Below are 16,770 nucleotides of genomic sequence, written 5' to 3'. Positions count from 1 at the left end.
CGAGGGGCGCCCGGCGGCCGGTGCGCCGCCGCGCCGCCGCCCCCCGCAGCGCCGTCCGGCCTCCCGGGGGATCCGGCTGGCCGATCCGCGCCGCCGGCTGCGGGTGATCACCGTCGTGCTGTCGGTGGTGTTCTCGGTCTTCGCCGGGCGGCTGGTCCAGCTCCAGCTGCTGGACTCGGACGCGCTGGCCTCCGACGCCAACACCAACCGCTACCTGAACATCCCGATCACCGCCGAGCGCGGCTCGATAACGTCCTCCGACGGCGTCGCGCTGGCCACCACCGTGGACGCCTACGACATCACCGCCGACCCGGCGATGTTCACCCCCGGGGCGACCGGCCTGCCCGACGCCCCCGAGCAGGCCGCCGCCCTGCTGGCGCCGATCCTCGGCGTGCCCAAGGAGAAGATCGCCGCCGATCTGCGCACGCCGAAGACCCGCTACAAGCGGCTCGCCGCCCAGCAGACCCCGGACGTCAAGAACCAGATCACCGACCTCAAGTCCAGCCTGGAGAAGCAGGCCGGCTCGCGTGCCTGCCAGGCCCAGAAGCGGCTGCTGAACAAGCCCGTCGACGAGGGCGGCCGGACCCGGGTCGACAACGAGTGCGTCAATCCGCTGGCCGGCGTCTTCAACCGGGACACCCAGAAGCGGGTCTACCCCTCCGACGGGCTGGCCGCGAACCTGGTGGGCTTCGTCAACGCCGAGGGCGAGGGCGCGGGCGGCCTGGAGCAGCAGTTCCAGAACCAGCTGGCCGGCAAGGAGGGCCACAGCAGCTACGCCCAGGCCGGCGGCCGGCTGGTGCCGACCGCGGGCGGCTCGCTGGAGCCCGCCGTGCCCGGCACCGACCTGCGGCTGACCGTCAACCGGGACATCCAGTGGGCGGCCCAGCGCGCCATCACCGACCAGGTCGCCAACGCCGGGGCGGAGAAGGGCTATGTGATCGTCCAGGACGTCAAGAACGGCCAGGTCCTGGCGATGGCGACCTCGCCCGGCTTCAACCCGAACGACCTGAGCACGGCCAAGAACTCGCAGCTCGGCAACGCCGCCCTGCAGGACGCCTACGAGCCCGGCTCCACCGCCAAGCTGATGACCATGGCGGCCGTCCTGGACACCGGCAAGGCCACCTGGGACACCAAGGTCACCGTGCCGTACCCGCTGGTGCGCGGCGACGTGGCGTTCAAGGACGACGTCGAGCACGACACCTGGTACCTGACCCTGGCCGGCGTGCTCGCCAAGTCCTCCAACATCGGCACCATCGAGGCCGCCCAGACCCTCGGCGCCACCCAGCCCGAGGCCAACCGGGTCCTCTACGACTACCTGCGGAAGTTCGGCATCGGCCAGCAGACCGGTCTGGCCTTCCCCGGCGAGACCGCCGGACTGCTCGACAAGCCGGAGGACTGGAAGGCGTCCAAGCAGTACACCATCCCGTTCGGCCAGGGCCTGTCGGTCAACGCGCTCCAGGCCACCTCGGTGTTCTCCACCATCGCCAACGGCGGTGTCCGGGTGGCGCCCAGCGTGGTCCAGGGCACCACCGCGCCGGACGGCAAGTACACGCCGGCCCCGGCGGGCGCGCAGTCCCGGGTGGTGAGCGAGCAGACCGCGAAGACCCTCACCGAGATGCTGGAATCGGTCGTCTCCGACGAGCAGGGCACCGGTGGCAAGGCCGCGATCCCGGGTTACCGGGTCGCCGGCAAGACCGGCACCGCCAACCGGGTGGACCCGAAGAACGGCGGATACCGCGGGTACACCGCCTCCTTCATCGGTTTCGCGCCCGCCGACCAGCCCCGGGTCACCGTCTCCTGCGTGATCCAGGACCCGGTCAACGGCCACTTCGGCGGCCAGCTGTGCGGCCCGGTGTTCAAGCAGGTGATGGAGTTCACCCTCAAGACCCTCCAGGTCCCGCCGAGCGGGAGCGAGGCGCCCAACCTGCCCGTCGAGTGGAAGCCGTGATCGACCATGGACAACGACCTGGCGGGTGCGGCCGCCGGTGTGCAAAAGGGCCGGTTTGGCCCTGGACACCCTTCGGCGGATAGCCTCTCCGCCGTGCCGAAACCCGATCAAAACACCGTGAGCCCGCCCCGCCCCACGCGGACCGGCGCCCGGACGCTCGCCGAGGTCGCCCGTCTGCTGGGCCTGGATCCCGTCGAGGGGCCCGAGGTCACCGGCGTCACCCACAACGCCCGCGAGGTCCGCCCCGGTGACCTCTACGTGGCGTTCCCGGGGGCCAACCACCACGGCGCGGCCTTCGCCGGACAGGCCGCCGGAGCCGGCGCCGTCGCGGTGCTCACCGACCCGGCGGGCGCCGAGCTGGCGGCCGGCACCGGTCTGCCGCTGCTGGTCGTCGACCGGCCCCGGGCCCGGATGGGCGAGCTCGCCGCGGCCGTCTACGACCGCCCCTCCGAGCGGCTGCTGATGATCGGACTCACCGGCACCAACGGCAAGACCACCACCTCGTACCTGGTCGAGGGCGGCCTGCGCGGCGCCGGGCGCCACCCCGGGGTGATCGGGACCGTGGAGATGCGGGTCGGCGACGAGCGGATCAAGAGCGAGCGCACCACCCCCGAGGCCACCGACCTGCACGCGATCCTCGCCGTGATGGGCGAGCGCGGCGCGGACGCGGTGACCATGGAGGTCTCCAGCCACGCCCTGGTCTACGGCCGCACCGACGGCGTGGTCTACGACGTCGCGCTGTTCAACAACCTGACCCCCGAGCACCTCGACTTCCACCCGGACATGGAGGACTACTTCCAGGCGAAGGCCCGGCTCTTCCAGCCCGGCAAGTCCCGCGCCGGCGTGGTCAACCTGGACGACGCCTACGGCCGCCGGCTCGCTGCCGAGGCCAAGATCCCGGTCGCCACCTTCTCCGCCACCGGCGCCCCGGAGGCGGACTGGCGCGCGGTCGACGTCCAGCTCGGCCCGGTCGGCTCGACCTTCCGGGTGCTCGGCCCCGGCGGTGTCGAGGCCGACGCCGCCGTCCCGCTGCCCGGCCCCTTCAACGTCGCCAACGCGCTGGCCGCGATCGTGCTGCTGGCCACCGCCGGACTCCCGCTGGAGTCGGCCGTGGCCGGTGTCGCCGCCGTCCCCGGGGTGCCCGGCCGGCTGGAGCGGGTGGACGCCGGACAGCCGTACGTCGCGGTGGTCGACTACGCCCACAAGCCGGACGCCCTGGAGGCCGTCCTCGGCTCGCTGCGCGAGGTCACCAAGGGCCGGCTGCACGTGGTGGTCGGCTGCGGCGGCGACCGCGACCCGCACAAGCGCGCCCCGATGGGCGGCATCGCCGCCCGGCTCGCCGACACCGCCGTCCTGACCAGTGACAACCCGCGCAGCGAGGACCCGCTGGCGATCCTCGCCAGCATGCTGAACGGCGCCGCCGCAGTGCCCGAGGCCGAGCGCGGCGCCGTGCTGGTCGTGCCGGACCGCGCCGAGGCGATCGAGCTCGCGGTCGCCCGGGCCCAGGCCGGTGACACCGTGCTGGTGGCGGGCAAGGGCCACGAGCTCGGCCAGTACGTACGAGACGAGATCCGCCCCTTCGACGACCGGGAGGTGCTGCGCGAATCCATCGTGCGGACCACGGCCGCGCAGGGCAGCCAGGGCACCCGAGGAGTGGACCAGCCGTGATCGCACTGACCCTCGCCGAGGTGGCCGCCGCAGTCGGGGGAACCCTGACCGACGCCGACCCGGACGCCCTGGTGACCGCCCCGGTCGAGGTCGACTCCCGCAAGGTCCGCCCCGGCGGGCTCTTCGCGGCCTTCGCCGGCGAGAACGTGGACGGCCACGACTACGCGGACCGGGCGCTCGCGGCCGGCGCCGTCGCGGTGCTGGCCTCCCGCCCGGTCGGCGGCCCGACCGTCCTGGTCGACAGCGTGGTGGACGCGCTCGGCAAGCTCGCCCGCGCCGTCGTCGGCCGCGCCGACGCCGCAGTGGTCGCGCTGACCGGCTCGGCCGGCAAGACCAGCACCAAGGACCTCATCGCCCAGCTGCTCCAGCGCCTGGGCGACACCGTCTACCCGCCGGGCTCGCTCAACAACGAGATCGGCCACCCGATGACCGCCCTGCGGGTCGAGGACACCACCCGGCACCTGGTGCTGGAGATGGGTGCCCGGCACAAGGGCGACATCGAGTACCTCACCTCGATCACCCCGCCCCGGATCGGCCTGGTGCTCAACGTCGGCACCGCCCACGTCGGCGAGTTCGGCTCCCAGGAGGCGATCGCCGAGGCCAAGGGCGAGCTGGTCGAGGCCCTGCCCGCCGACGGCGTCGCGATCCTCAACGCGGACGACCGCCTGGTGCGCGCGATGGCCTCCCGGACGAAGGCCCGGGTGGTGTACTTCGGCGAGTCCGCCGAGGCCGACGTCCGGGCACAGGATGTTCGCCTCGACTCCACCGGACGTCCATCGTTCACGCTGAGCACCCCGGCCGGTTCCGCACCCGTGCAGCTGCGCCTGTACGGTGAGCACCACGTCTCGAACGCCCTCGCCGCCGCAGCGGTGGCGACGGAGCTCGGGATGACCGTCGACGACACCGCCGAAGCACTGAGCGAGGCGGGTGCGCTGTCCCGCTGGCGCATGGAGGTCGTCGACCGGGCCGATGGTGTCACCGTCGTCAACGACGCCTACAACGCGAACCCCGACTCGATGCGGGCCGCGCTGCGGGCGCTGATCTCGATGGGTGGGCGCGGCCCGGAGCGCCGCCGCACCTGGGCGGTGCTCGGCGAGATGCGGGAGCTCGGCGAGGACAGCCTGGCCGAGCACGACGCCATCGGGCGGCTCGCGGTCCGGCTCGACGTCACCAAGCTGGTGGCGGTCGGCGGACGCGAGGCGGCCTGCATGGAACTGGGCGCGAGGAACGAAGGTTCGTGGGGTGAGGAGTCGGTGCTGGTGTCCGACGCGGACGCGGCGGTCGAACTGCTGCGCAGTCAGCTGCGGCCGGGGGATGTGGTGCTGGTGAAGGCGTCCCGTTCGGTGGGGCTGGAGAAGGTGGCCGAGGCCCTCCTCGCGGACGGTGCGGCCGAGTAATGAAGCAGATCCTCTTCTCCGGCATGATCGGTCTGATCCTGTCGCTGGCCGGTACCCCCGCGCTGATCAAGCTGCTCGCCCGGCAGGGCTACGGCCAGTACATCCGCGACGACGGCCCCAAGGCGCACCACAGCAAGAAGGGCACGCCCACCATGGGCGGCATCGCGTTCATCCTGGCGACCCTGATCGCCTACTTCGCCACCAAGGCGATAACGCGCGAGAGCCCGACCGCCTCCGGCCTGCTGGTGCTGTTCCTGACGACCGGTCTGGGCCTGGTCGGCTTCCTCGACGACTACATCAAGGTCGTCAAGCGCCGCTCCCTGGGCCTGCGGGCCAAGGCCAAGCTGGCCGGCCAGTCCATCGTCGGCCTGGCGTTCGCGGTGCTGGCCCTGCAGTTCCCCGACAACGCCGGCCGTACCCCGGCCTCGGAGCACCTCTCCTTCGTCCGGGACTTCGAGTGGGCCGTCGGCCCGGTCCTGTTCGTCATCTTCGCGTACTTCCTGATCGCCGCGACCTCCAACGGCGTCAACCTGACGGACGGTCTGGACGGCCTGGCCACCGGTGCCTCGGTGATGGCCTTCGGCGCCTACACCTTCATCGGCGTCTGGGAGTACGGCCAGAGCTGCGCCTACGTCTCCTCGGCCACCGCCAACTGCTACGACGTCCGCGACCCGCTGGACCTCGCGGTGGTCGCCGCCGCCCTGATGGGCTCCTGCTTCGGCTTCCTCTGGTGGAACACCTCGCCCGCCAAGATCTTCATGGGCGACACCGGCTCGCTGGCCCTCGGCGGCGCGCTGGCCGGTCTGGCGATCTGCTCGCGCACCGAGATCCTGCTCGTCCTGCTGGGCGGCCTCTTCGTGATCATCACCCTCTCGGTGATCATCCAGGTCGGCTCGTTCCGGATGACCGGCAAGCGCGTCTTCAAGATGGCCCCGCTGCAGCACCACTTCGAACTCAAGGGCTGGAGCGAGGTCCTGGTCGTGGTCCGGTTCTGGATCATCCAGGGCCTGTGCGTGGCCGTCGGCCTCGGCCTCTTCTACGCGGGATGGGTGACCGGATGACCGACTCCGACCGGCCCGGCCGCCCGGACACCGATCTGCCCGACCTGCCTGATCTGCCCGACTGGACCGGCCTGCCGGTCACCGTCGCCGGGCTCGGCGTCTCCGGCATCAGCGCCGCCCGGGTCCTGCACGGCCTCGGCGCCCTGGTCACGGTCGTCGACGGCGGCTCCGGCGAGGGCCTGAGGGCCCGCGCCGCCGAACTGGAGACGCTCGGCGTCACCGTCCGCCTCGGCGACGGCGACCCCCTGCCCGAGGGCACCCGGCTGGTCGTCACCTCGCCCGGCTGGCCGCCGAGCAGCCCGCTGTTCGAGGCCGCCGAGCGGGCCGGCCTGGAGATCTGGGGCGACGTCGAGCTGGCCTGGCGGCTGCGCCGGCCGCACCCCGCCACCGGCGAACCGGCCCCCTGGCTGGCGGTCACCGGCACCAACGGCAAGACCACCACGGTCCAGATGCTCGCCTCGATCCTGACCGCCGCGGGCCGGCGCACCGCCGCCGTCGGCAACGTCGGCGTCTCGGTGCTGGACGCGGTGCTCGCCGAGGAGCCCTACGACGTGCTCGCCGTCGAGCTCTCCAGCTACCAGCTGCACTGGGCGTCCTCGCTGCGCCCGCACTCGGCGGCCGTGCTCAACCTGGCCCCCGACCACCTGGACTGGCACGGCTCGATGGAGGCGTACGCCGCCGACAAGGGCCGGATCTACCAGGGCAACACCGTCGCCTGCGTGTACAACCTGGCCGACCCGGCCACCGAGGCGCTGGTCCGCGAGGCCGACGTCGAGGAGGGCTGCCGGGCGGTCGGCTTCGGCCTCGGCGCACCCGCCCTGTCGAACCTCGGCGTGGTCGACGGCCTGCTGGTGGACCGGGCGTTCGTGGCCGACCGGGCCAAGAACGCGGCCGAGCTCGGCTCGGTCGAGGACGTCAGCCCGCCGGCCCCGCACAACATCAGCAACGCGCTGGCCGCCGCCGCGCTGGCCCGCGCCTACGGCGTGGAGCCGAAGGCGGTCCGCGAGGGCCTGCGGGCCTTCCGCCCGGACGCGCACCGGATCGCCGAGGTCGCCGTGGTCGACGGGGTCACCTGGATCGACGACTCCAAGGCGACCAACACCCACGCCGCCGCGGCCTCGCTGGCCGCGTACCGGCCGGTGGTCTGGATCGCCGGCGGCCTGGCCAAGGGCGCGGAGTTCGACGACCTGGTGCGGGGCGCGGCCGACCGGCTGCGGGCCGCCGTACTGATCGGCGAGGACCGCGCGCTGATCCGGGAGGCGCTGGCGCGACACGCGCCGGATGTCCCGGTGATCGAGGCGGCCGAGGGCCAGACTGGCGCGGTGGCGATGACCGAGGTGGTCCGCGCGGCCGCTTCGCTCGCCCGAACGGGTGACACGGTGCTGTTGGCCCCGGCCTGTGCCTCGATGGACATGTTCACCAACTACGGCGAGCGCGGAGACCTCTTCGCTGCGTCCGTCCGGGAGCTGGCGGACGGGGACCAGTAGCGGGACGGACGGCCTCCGGCCGCCGTCGCCGCGCCCGCCGGAGGCCGACGAGGCACGAAACAAGGGGAGCGTTGTGGCCGGGAGCGGCAGGGCGGGCGGTTCGAGCGCGCCGGAGAAGGGCCGCCCGGCCGAACCCCTGCGGGTGATCTCGGCCACCACCACCGCCTACAAGTCGGCCGGTCCGCTGGCCCGCCTGCAGGCCTTCCGGGCCCGCGCGCGGTACACCCTGGACCGGCCGCTGACGCCGTACCTGCTGATCGCCGGCACGGCGCTGCTGCTGGTCGTGCTCGGTCTGATGATGGTCTTCTCGGCCTCGCAGATCCTCGCGCTGGGCCAGCACCGCTCGACCCAGTTCTACTTCTACAAGCAGCTGCTCGCGGTGGTGCTCGGCTTCGCGCTGCTGCTCGGCTTCGCCCTCGTCCCGGTGGCCGTGCTGCGGGTGATCGTCTACCCGGTGATGCTCGCGGTGATCGGGGCCATGGCGCTGGTGGCGATCCCCGGCATCGGCATGGAGGTCAACGGCAACCGGAACTGGCTGGATTTCGGCGTGTTCCAGTTCCAGCCCTCCGAGTTCGCCAAGCTCGCCCTCGTCCTCTGGGGCGCCGACCTGCTCGCGCGCAAGCAGAAGACCGGCACCCTCGGCGAGTGGAAGCACCTGCTGATCCCGCTGGTGCCCGGCACCCTGCTGCTGCTGATGCTGATCATGCTCGGCGGCGACATGGGCACCACGATGATCCTGGTCGCCATGCTGTTCGGGCTGCTCTGGATGGTCGGCGCGCCGCTGCGGCTGTTCGTCGCCACCCTCGGCGTGGCCGTGGTCGTCTGCACCGCGCTGGTGGTCACCGTCCCGCACCGGGCCGAGCGGCTCTCCTGCATCGGGGTGACCAAGCTCGACCCGGCCGGCTCCTGCTTCCAGGCCCTGCACGGCGTCTACTCGTTCGGCCTCGGGGGCCTGTTCGGCTCCGGACTCGGCGCCGGCGTCGAGAAATGGGGCCAGCTCCCGGAGGCGCACACCGACTTCATCTTCGCCACCACCGGCGAGGAACTGGGTCTGGTGGGGACGCTGTCGGTGATCGGTCTCTTCGCGGCACTAGGCTACGCGGGTATCCGTGTGGCCATCGGTACGAGGGATCCCTTCGTCAGGTACGCCGCGGGGGCCGCCACCACCTGGATCATGGCTCAGGCCGTGATCAACCTGGGGTCGGCGCTGGGACTGCTGCCCATCGCGGGCGTCCCGCTCCCGCTGTTCTCCTACGGCGGTTCCGCCATGCTGTCGGCCATGTCCGCGATCGGGGTGCTGCTCTGCCTGGCACGCAGCAGCTCGGGAGCGAAGGCGGCCCTGGCCGCCCGGAGCAAGAACTCCCGGATCAGGAAGCAGCTGGCCCGGGTGCTGCCACGACGACGAACCACAGCGCGCCCGGTCCCAGGACCGGCACGCAGGGAGCGGTGAATTTCGGTGCATGTCGTACTCGCCGGCGGGGGGACCGCCGGTCACATCGAGCCGGCCATGGCCCTCGCGGACGCCCTCCGCAGGCACGACCCGTCCGTCGGGATCACCGCCCTCGGCACCGAGCGCGGCCTGGAGACCCGGTTGGTCCCCGAGCGCGGCTACCAGCTGGAGCTGATCCCGGCCGTCCCCCTGCCCCGCAAGCCCACCCCCGAGCTGATCACCGTACCCGGCCGGCTGCGCGGCACCGTCCGGGCCGCCCAGGAGATCATCGAGCGGGTGAAGGCGGACGCCGTGGTCGGCTTCGGCGGCTACGTCGCGATGCCCGCCTACCTGGCCGCCAAGCGGGCCGGCGTGCCGATCGTGGTGCACGAGGCCAACGCCCGGCCCGGCCTGGCCAACAAGATCGGCGCCCGGTACAGCGACTTCGTCGCCGTCTCCACGCCGGACAGCAAGCTGCGCGACTCCCGGTACATCGGCATCCCGCTGCGCCGGACCATCGCTACCCTGGACCGGAACGCGGCCCGGCCCGAAGCGAGGCACTACTTCGGCCTCGACCAGCGGCTGCCCACGCTGCTGGTCACCGGCGGCTCGCAGGGCGCCCGCCGGCTGAACGAGACGATCACCGCGATCGCCCCCCGGCTCCAGCAGTACGGGGTGCAGATCCTGCACGCGGTCGGCCCGAAGAACGAGCTGCCCCAGGTGGACGACATCCCGGGGATGCCGCCGTACCGCGCGGTGCCGTACCTGGACCGGATGGACCTCGCCTACGCGGCGGCCGACATGATGCTCTGCCGGGCCGGCGCCATGACGGTGGCCGAGCTGGCCGCGGTCGGCCTGCCGGCCGCCTTCGTGCCGCTGCCGATCGGCAACGGCGAGCAGCGGCTGAACGCCCAGCCGATGGTGAAGGCCGGCGGCGGCCTGCTGGTCGACGACGCCGAGCTGAACCCCGACTGGGTGCTGCAGAACGTGCTGCCGGTGCTGACGGACCCGCAGCGGCTGTGGGACATGAGCCGGTCGGCCGCCGAGTTCGGCCGCCGGGACGCCGACGAGCTGCTCGTCGGCATGGTCTACGAGGCCATCGAGGCTGCCCGGGGCGGCCGCCGTCGTGGCTGACGCCCGGCTCGCCGACCCCCTGGACGAGGAGTTCGAGGCCGAGGAGCACGCTCCTCGGCTTCGGCTCTCCCGGCGGGGTGTGGTGGTGCTGGGCGCCCTGGTCGCGCTGCTGTTCGGGGTGCTGTCCTGGCTGGTCTTCTTCTCCTCGGTGCTGGAGGTGCGCTCCGTCGCGGTGCAGGGCCTCCAGGACGAGCGGCTGACGGCCGACGAGGTCAGGACGGCGATCGGCGGGGTCGGTTCGGGGCCGCTGGCCCGGGTGGACCTCGACGACGCCCGCGCGCGGGTGGAGGCGATCCCCCGGGTGGCCGGGGCGGAGGTCTGGCGGGGCTGGCCGAACACCCTCCGGGTGAAGGTCACCCAGCGCACCGCGGTCGCCGCGGTGAAGGGCGAGGACGGCCGCTTCACCCAGGTCGACGCGGGCGGGGTGAGTTTCGCCACCGAGCCGGCCGCCCCGTCCGGGGTGCCGGTGGTGGAGCTGAGGCTCAGCCAGCAGGCGCTGGACACCGAGTCGGTGATCGGCCGGACGCAGCTGGTCGAGGGCGCGGTGGCGGTGGCGGCGGGGCTGCCGGAGGAGGTCCGGCAGCGGGCCGGGGCCGTTCTTGTGCATTCGTTCGACGACATCCAGCTGCAGTTGGCCGGGGGTGCGACGGTGCGCTGGGGGAGCCCCGAGCAGACGGATCGCAAAGCCCGGGTGCTGGTGGCGCTGCTGCGTCAGAAGGGTACGAACTTCGACGTGAGCGCTCCGGACGCGCCTGCGGTGTCCGGATGATCCGGTAGGTTCTGTGCCCAAGGGTGCACGTGGAGCGCGCCGTTCGGAAGGACGGCGGCGGGCCGCGGGCGGGGTTGACGCGGCTTCGTGTCGGCCCGACCCTTGGTGGTCACCCCGGTGTCATCCGCCGGTCGATGATCACATAGGCTCAAAAGAAAAAGGGAAGCTCGGCGTGTTCGTTGAAACACGTGGCCGGAGCCACCTAGTGTCCTGTCTCACCAGACTGTGTTCCCTGGTGATGTGACAGAGGCACAGCACTAACCCTAAAGGTCAAGTTTAGGGTTGGGGTCGGCGGTCGGCATTTCGGACATTACGTCAGGAACCAGGCTCCCTACCCATCGACATCCGTCGGTCCGGCCCTGATCGGGCATTCGGGCCGACCTGGAAATTCGAGGCGAGAGGCCTTCGACGTGGCAGCACCGCAGAACTACCTCGCAGTCATCAAGGTCGTCGGTATCGGCGGCGGTGGTGTCAACGCCATCAACCGGATGATCGAGGTCGGTCTCAAGGGCGTCGAGTTCATCGCGATCAACACCGATGCGCAGGCCCTCCTCATGAGCGACGCCGACGTCAAGCTCGATGTGGGCCGTGAACTCACCCGGGGCCTCGGCGCCGGCGCCAACCCCGAGGTCGGCCGGAAGGCCGCCGAGGACCACCGCGAGGAGATCGAGGAGGTCCTCAAGGGGGCCGACATGGTCTTCGTCACCGCCGGCGAGGGCGGCGGCACCGGCACGGGCGGCGCGCCGGTGGTCGCCAACATCGCCCGCTCGCTGGGCGCGCTGACCATCGGCGTGGTCACCCGTCCGTTCACCTTCGAGGGCCGGCGTCGCGCCAACCAGGCCGAGGACGGCATCGCCTCCCTGCGCGAAGAGGTCGACACCCTCATCGTCATCCCCAACGACCGGCTGCTGTCCATCTCGGACCGCCAGGTCAGCGTGCTGGACGCGTTCCGCTCCGCCGACCAGGTGCTGCTCTCCGGCGTCCAGGGGATCACCGACCTGATCACCACCCCGGGTCTGATCAACCTCGACTTCGCCGACGTCAAGTCCGTCATGTCGGACGCCGGTTCGGCGCTCATGGGCATCGGCTCGGCCCGCGGTGAGGACCGTGCCAAGGCGGCCGCCGTGATGGCGATCTCCTCGCCGCTGCTGGAGGCCTCGATCGACGGCGCCCGCGGCGTGCTGCTGTCCATCTCCGGCGGCTCCGACCTCGGCCTGTTCGAGATCAACGAGTCCGCCCAGCTGGTCAGCGAGGCGGCCCACCCCGAGGCCAACATCATCTTCGGTGCAGTCATCGACGACGCCCTGGGCGACGAGGTCCGGGTCACCGTCATCGCGGCGGGCTTCGACGGCGGCCAGCCGCCGGCGATCGTCCGCGACCCGGTGGTCAAGGCGAGCGCGGCCCCGGCCAACCCGCCGGCCTCCTCGGGCACCCCGGAGCGTCCGGCCGGCCGGCCCTCGTACGGCGGCATCGGCTCGGTCACCTCCCGCTCGGAGGGCGACAGCGCCTCCTCCCGTTCGGCCGAGTCGCCGGCCACCACCACGGCCGCCCCGGTGCCGCCGCAGGTGCAGCCGGCCCGGCAGCCGTTCGTGGAGAGCCCGGCCGAGGAACTCGACGTGCCGGACTTCCTTAAGTGATCGACCACGCGGTCCGCGACGGTGCTCACTTCGCCTTCACCACCCGGTGGGGCGGGGTGAGCACTTCGCCGTACGGGGAGCTGAACCTCGGCGGCGCGGTGGGGGACGACCCGGCGGCCGTCTTGGAGAACCGGGCGATCGCGGCCCGCGAGCTCGGCCTCGACCCGGCCGACGTGGTGTGGATGAACCAGGTGCACGGGGCGGACGTCGCCGTCGTGACGGAGCGCCAGCCGGCGGGGGAGGCCCCGACGGTCGACGCGGTGGTCACCGACCGGCCGCTGGCGCTGGCCGTGCTGACCGCGGACTGCACCCCGGTACTGCTGGCGGACCCGGTCGCGGGGGTGGTCGGCGCGGCCCACGCCGGACGGCCCGGCCTCGCGGCCGGTGTGGTGCCGGCGGTGGTCGGGGCGATGGTGGCGCTCGGCGCCGAGCCCGCGCGGATCACCGCCGCCACCGGCCCCGCCGTCTGCGGCCGCTGCTACGAGGTGCCCGCGCAGCTGCGGGCCGAGGTCGCCGGGCGGGTGCCCGAGGCCCACGCGGTCACCTCCTGGGGGACCCCGGCCCTGGACGTGCCGGCGGGAGTCGCGGCCCAGCTGGCCGCCGCGGGCGTCACCGGGCCGGTGCTGTCACCGGTCTGCACCCTCGAATCCGCCGACCACTACTCCTATCGGCGCGAGCAGCGCACAGGCCGGCTCGCGAGCTACGTCTGGTTGGGCTCTTCACACTGATGACGAATGACATCTACGGACCGTTCCCGGGCGATTCCGCCCGATTCCCGGACAAGTCCTGGCTCGACGCGCTGACGGAGGGCCAGCGGGCCCGGTACGAGGAACTCGGTACCAACCTGGAGGTCGTCGAGCGGCGGATCGCCGACGCCTGCGCCGCCGCCGGGCGGGCCCGCGACGAGGTCCGGCTGATCGTGGTCACCAAGACCTACCCCGCCGAGGACAGCGCGCTGCTGGCCGGGCTGGGCGTCACCGACGTCGCGGAGAACCGCGACCAGGACGCCGGGCCCAAGGCGGAGCAGTGCAGAAACCTTCCTCTTGACTGGCACTTCGTCGGCCAGCTGCAGACCAACAAGGTCCGCTCGGTGGTCCGCTACGCCGACCACGTCCACTCGGTGGACCGGGCGCGGCTGGTGGAGTCGCTCGGCGCCGCGGTCGTCAAGGCCGAACGCGCCGACCTGGGCTGCCTGGTGCAGGTGGCGCTGGACAAGGAGGCCGGCGAGGGCGGGCACCGGGCCGGGGTCGCCCCGGCGGACGTGCTCGCGCTGGCCGACGCGATCGCCGACACGCCCGGACTGCGCATGGACGGTGTGATGACCGTCGCTCCGCTGGCGGGTCCGCTGGCCGGCGATCCGGCCGCGGCCTTCGATCGGCTGGCGGAAATCGCAACCGCAGTACGAGCGGCCCATCCGGCTGCCACCATGGTCTCGGCAGGGATGAGCGGCGACTTGGAGCAGGCCATTGCCGCCGGAGCGACACATGTGCGCGTCGGAACGGCGGTACTCGGAGTGCGGTCACCCCTCAGGTAACGTCACCGGGTAGTAGATCAGACTGCAGGACAAAATAGGACAGAAGCTAGCAGCTTATCGGAGCGCTAGCCAACCGTGGATCGTTGCTCCGCGGCCCTCATCCACGAACTCTGATTGGCCGTCGGCCTGACGAAGCGTCGTGGGCGGACCGCGGAATCCGCGGACGGGGCCGTTCGGCCCGGCCGTCGGGACGGAGTCGGTCCACCACAAGCGGAGGAGACAGGAGCATGGCCGGCGCAATGCGCAAGATGGCGGTCTACCTCGGCCTCGTGGAGGACGAGACGTACGACGGCCAGGGGTACGACCCCGACGACGACTACGACGCGGACCCCGAGCCGATCCGGACCGGACGGACCGAGGACATTCCGCGGCCGGCCTCCCCGGCGCCCGCGCCGGTCTCCTCCATCACCCCGCAGCCGGTGCCGGCCGCGGTCCCGATTCGCCAGGAGACCCCGAGGATGGCACCAGTGTCGTCCATCACACCCGAACGCCGCCACAACCTGGAGAAGAGCGCCCCGGTGATCATGCCCAAGGTAGTGAACGAACGAGAGCCCTACCGCATCACCACGCTGCACCCGAGGACCTACAACGAGGCCCGTACCATCGGGGAACAGTTCCGTGGCGGGACTCCTGTGATCATGAATCTGACCGAGATGGACGACACCGACGCCAAGCGGCTCGTAGACTTCGCCGCTGGACTCGTCTTCGGTCTGCACGGCAGTATCGAGCGCGTGACGCAGAAGGTGTTCCTCCTGTCGCCTGCTAACGTCGATGTCACGGCGGAGGACAAGGCTCGGATCGCCGAGGGTGGGTTCTTCAACCAGAGCTGACCCGACCACGACTTTACGTGTGGATCTGATCGACAGTGAGTTAGCGACAGGCGAGAGCGGCCCGAGGGCCGACAACCGGGGAGAGGGAAGCGCGATGGAGATCGTGTGGGCGGTGCTCTATTACGCACTGACCGTCTTCCTGGTGTTCCTGCTCGTGCGGCTGGTGATGGACTGGGTCTTCCAGTTCGCGCGTTCGTGGCGGCCCGGCAAGGCCATGGTCCTGGTCCTGGAGGCCACGTACACTGTCACGGATCCGCCGCTCAAGCTTCTGCGGCGGTTCATTCCGCCGTTGCGTCTCGGGGGCGTGGCGCTCGACCTGTCCTTCTTCGTACTGATGATCATTGTGTATGTCCTGATCTCGCTTGTGCGGCCCTAGTCGTAGGTGAGCGATGCGACAGGATGCCGGTGTGCCGACGATCACGTTGAGGTGAAGAGATGCCATTGACCCCCGAGGACGTTCGGAACAAGCAGTTCACGACCGTCCGCCTGCGCGAAGGCTATGACGAGGACGAGGTCGATGCCTTCCTCGACGAGGTCGAGGCGGAGCTGACCCGTCTCCTCCGCGAGAACGAGGACCTGCGCGCCAAGCTGGCCGCCGCGACCCGTGCCGCCGCGCAGAACCAGGCCAACATGCGCAAGGAGCCGCCGCAGGACGCGCGCCCCGGCGCCCCGGTACCGGCCGCCATATCCGGCCCGCCGGTTCCCGGCCAGCAGGGTGGCCCCGGTCCGCAGCAGCAGATGGGCCCGGGCGGTCCGCAGCAGCAGCAGATGGGTCCCGGTCCGCAGCAGCAGCAGATGGGCAACCAGCCGCTCGGCCTGCCGTCCGGCGCCCCGCAGCTCCCCGCCGGCCAGGGCGGCCCGATGGGCGGCCCCGGTCAGCAGCAGATGGGCCAGACCATGGGCGGCCAGCAGCAGCTGGTCCAGCCGATGGGCGGTCAGATGCTCCAGCCGATGGGCGGCCCCGGTGGCCCGCAGGGCATGGGCAACCCGATGGGCCAGGGCATGGGCCAGCAGCAGATGCAGCAGATGGGCGGCCCCATGGGCGGCCCGCAGCAGATGGGCGGCCCGATGGGCGCCCCGATGCAGCAGCAGCAGAACCCCGGTGGCGACAGCGCCGCCCGGGTGCTGGCGCTCGCCCAGCAGACCGCGGACCAGGCGATCTCCGAGGCCCGTTCCGAGGCCAACAAGATCGTCGGCGAGGCTCGCAGCCGCGCCGAGGGCCTGGAGCGGGACGCCCGCGCCAAGGCCGACGCGCTGGAGCGGGACGCGCAGGAGAAGCACCGCGTCGCGATGGGCTCCCTGGAGTCCGCCCGCGCCACGCTGGAGCGCAAGGTCGAGGACCTGCGGGCGTTCGAGCGTGAGTACCGGACGCGCCTGAAGTCCTACCTGGAGACCCAGCTGCGTCAGCTGGAGTCGCAGGCGGACGACTCGCTCGCGCCGCCGCGGATCCCGGCCACCGCTTCGCTGCCGCCGGCCGCGTCGTCGATGGCTCCGGCCGGTGCGAGCGCGATGAGCAGCCCGTCGCCGAGCTTCGGCGGCAGCCAGCAGTCGTTCGGCGGCCAGCCGTCCTTCGGCGGGCAGAGCGCCTTCGGCGGGAACGGTGCGCCGAGCTTCGGCGGGCCGTCGGCCGCGGGCAACTCGGGTGCGCCGCAGATGCAGCCGGCCGGGATGACCCAGCCGATGGCGGCCGTCCGTCCGCAGCCGCCGCAGCCGATGCAGCAGGCGCCGGCTCCGATGCGGGGCTTCCTGATCGACGAGGACGGCGACAACTAAGCGGTAGCCGTCGGCAAAGGCGCCCCCTGCTCGACCCTTCGGGGTCGGGCAGGGGGCGCCTTTGTGTGTGCGGGGTGCCGCTTCCGTGCGTGCGGGGCCGTTC

Annotated in this window: 14 protein-coding genes; all 14 read left to right on the top strand. The window is 72.1% G+C overall.

The genetic code is table 11. The annotated features are described in order from the left end of the window. Positions 1-1,948, top strand: a 1,948-nt coding sequence (locus BI06_RS28130; protein WP_082558718.1) for a penicillin-binding protein 2, incomplete at its 5' end; no start/stop codon positions are given. Positions 1,949-1,954: 6 nt separating this feature from the next. Continuing rightward, entirely contained in the window at positions 1,955-3,616 is a 1,662-nt protein-coding gene (locus tag BI06_RS28125; protein ID WP_078879579.1) for a UDP-N-acetylmuramoyl-L-alanyl-D-glutamate--2,6-diaminopimelate ligase, read from the top strand. Continuing rightward, entirely contained in the window at positions 3,613-5,013 is a 1,401-nt protein-coding gene (murF, locus tag BI06_RS28120; RefSeq protein WP_030391453.1) for a UDP-N-acetylmuramoyl-tripeptide--D-alanyl-D-alanine ligase, read from the top strand. Before BI06_RS28125 ends, murF begins: the two co-directional genes overlap by 4 nt. Next, on the top strand, positions 5,013-6,074 hold the full coding sequence (gene mraY, locus BI06_RS28115; RefSeq protein ID WP_030391452.1) for a phospho-N-acetylmuramoyl-pentapeptide-transferase: 1,062 nt from the start codon (positions 5,013-5,015) through the stop codon (positions 6,072-6,074). Before murF ends, mraY begins: the two co-directional genes overlap by 1 nt. Then, positions 6,071-7,561: a UDP-N-acetylmuramoyl-L-alanine--D-glutamate ligase gene (murD, locus tag BI06_RS28110; protein WP_051741997.1), complete on the top strand. Its 1,491-nt coding sequence runs from the start codon at positions 6,071-6,073 to the stop codon at positions 7,559-7,561. Before mraY ends, murD begins: the two co-directional genes overlap by 4 nt. Before the next feature lie 136 nt (positions 7,562-7,697). Beyond that, the gene (gene ftsW / locus BI06_RS28105; protein WP_030391450.1) at positions 7,698-9,011 is read left to right on the top strand and encodes a putative lipid II flippase FtsW; all 1,314 of its coding nucleotides are present in this window, start codon (positions 7,698-7,700) and stop codon (positions 9,009-9,011) included. Positions 9,012-9,017: 6 nt separating this feature from the next. Beyond that, entirely contained in the window at positions 9,018-10,124 is a 1,107-nt protein-coding gene (gene murG / locus BI06_RS28100) for an undecaprenyldiphospho-muramoylpentapeptide beta-N-acetylglucosaminyltransferase (protein ID WP_030391449.1), read from the top strand. Then, positions 10,117-10,893, top strand: a complete 777-nt coding sequence (locus tag BI06_RS28095; RefSeq protein ID WP_051741994.1) for a cell division protein FtsQ/DivIB — start codon at positions 10,117-10,119, stop codon at positions 10,891-10,893. Before murG ends, BI06_RS28095 begins: the two co-directional genes overlap by 8 nt. Before the next feature lie 410 nt (positions 10,894-11,303). Continuing rightward, a complete protein-coding gene (gene ftsZ / locus BI06_RS28090; RefSeq protein ID WP_030391447.1) occupies positions 11,304-12,530 on the top strand; it encodes a cell division protein FtsZ in 1,227 nt (408 codons plus the stop codon). Then, complete coding sequence (pgeF, locus tag BI06_RS28085; RefSeq protein WP_030391446.1) at positions 12,527-13,258, top strand: peptidoglycan editing factor PgeF; 732 nt, start codon at positions 12,527-12,529, stop codon at positions 13,256-13,258. Before ftsZ ends, pgeF begins: the two co-directional genes overlap by 4 nt. Beyond that, positions 13,258-14,064 carry a YggS family pyridoxal phosphate-dependent enzyme gene (locus tag BI06_RS28080; RefSeq protein WP_082558717.1) on the top strand — a complete coding sequence of 269 codons (807 nt, stop codon included), beginning with the start codon at positions 13,258-13,260 and terminating at the stop codon, positions 14,062-14,064. Before pgeF ends, BI06_RS28080 begins: the two co-directional genes overlap by 1 nt. 227 nt (positions 14,065-14,291) lie before the next feature. Continuing rightward, entirely contained in the window at positions 14,292-14,894 is a 603-nt protein-coding gene (locus BI06_RS28075; protein ID WP_030391444.1) for a cell division protein SepF, read from the top strand. Between the two features lie 94 nt (positions 14,895-14,988). After that, complete coding sequence (locus BI06_RS28070) at positions 14,989-15,270, top strand: YggT family protein (protein ID WP_030301231.1); 282 nt, start codon at positions 14,989-14,991, stop codon at positions 15,268-15,270. Between the two features lie 59 nt (positions 15,271-15,329). Continuing rightward, positions 15,330-16,667, top strand: coding sequence for a DivIVA domain-containing protein (locus BI06_RS28065; RefSeq protein ID WP_043472375.1), 1,338 nt, complete (start codon positions 15,330-15,332; stop codon positions 16,665-16,667). Positions 16,668-16,770: the final 103 nt, after the last annotated feature.

The organism is Kitasatospora sp. MBT66 (assembly GCF_000710405.2).
GTDB lineage: Bacteria > Actinomycetota > Actinomycetes > Streptomycetales > Streptomycetaceae > Kitasatospora > Kitasatospora purpeofusca.
The sequence above is the reverse complement of the archived record's forward strand: the minus strand, read 5'-3'. Positions and strand labels throughout refer to the sequence as shown.

What these genes read in the sequence shown, in the direction of transcription:
- BI06_RS28125 (WP_078879579.1), top strand. Translation starts at nt 1,955, where the DNA reads ATGGACAACGACCTGGCGGGTGCGGCCGCCGGTGTGCAAAAGGGCCGG.
- mraY (WP_030391452.1), top strand. Translation starts at nt 5,013, where the DNA reads ATGAAGCAGATCCTCTTCTCCGGCATGATCGGTCTGATCCTGTCGCTG.
- murD (WP_051741997.1), top strand. Translation starts at nt 6,071, where the DNA reads ATGACCGACTCCGACCGGCCCGGCCGCCCGGACACCGATCTGCCCGAC.
- BI06_RS28080 (WP_082558717.1), top strand. Translation starts at nt 13,258, where the DNA reads ATGACGAATGACATCTACGGACCGTTCCCGGGCGATTCCGCCCGATTC.
- BI06_RS28075 (WP_030391444.1), top strand. Translation starts at nt 14,292, where the DNA reads ATGGCCGGCGCAATGCGCAAGATGGCGGTCTACCTCGGCCTCGTGGAG.
- BI06_RS28070 (WP_030301231.1), top strand. Translation starts at nt 14,989, where the DNA reads ATGGAGATCGTGTGGGCGGTGCTCTATTACGCACTGACCGTCTTCCTG.
- BI06_RS28065 (WP_043472375.1), top strand. Translation starts at nt 15,330, where the DNA reads ATGCCATTGACCCCCGAGGACGTTCGGAACAAGCAGTTCACGACCGTC.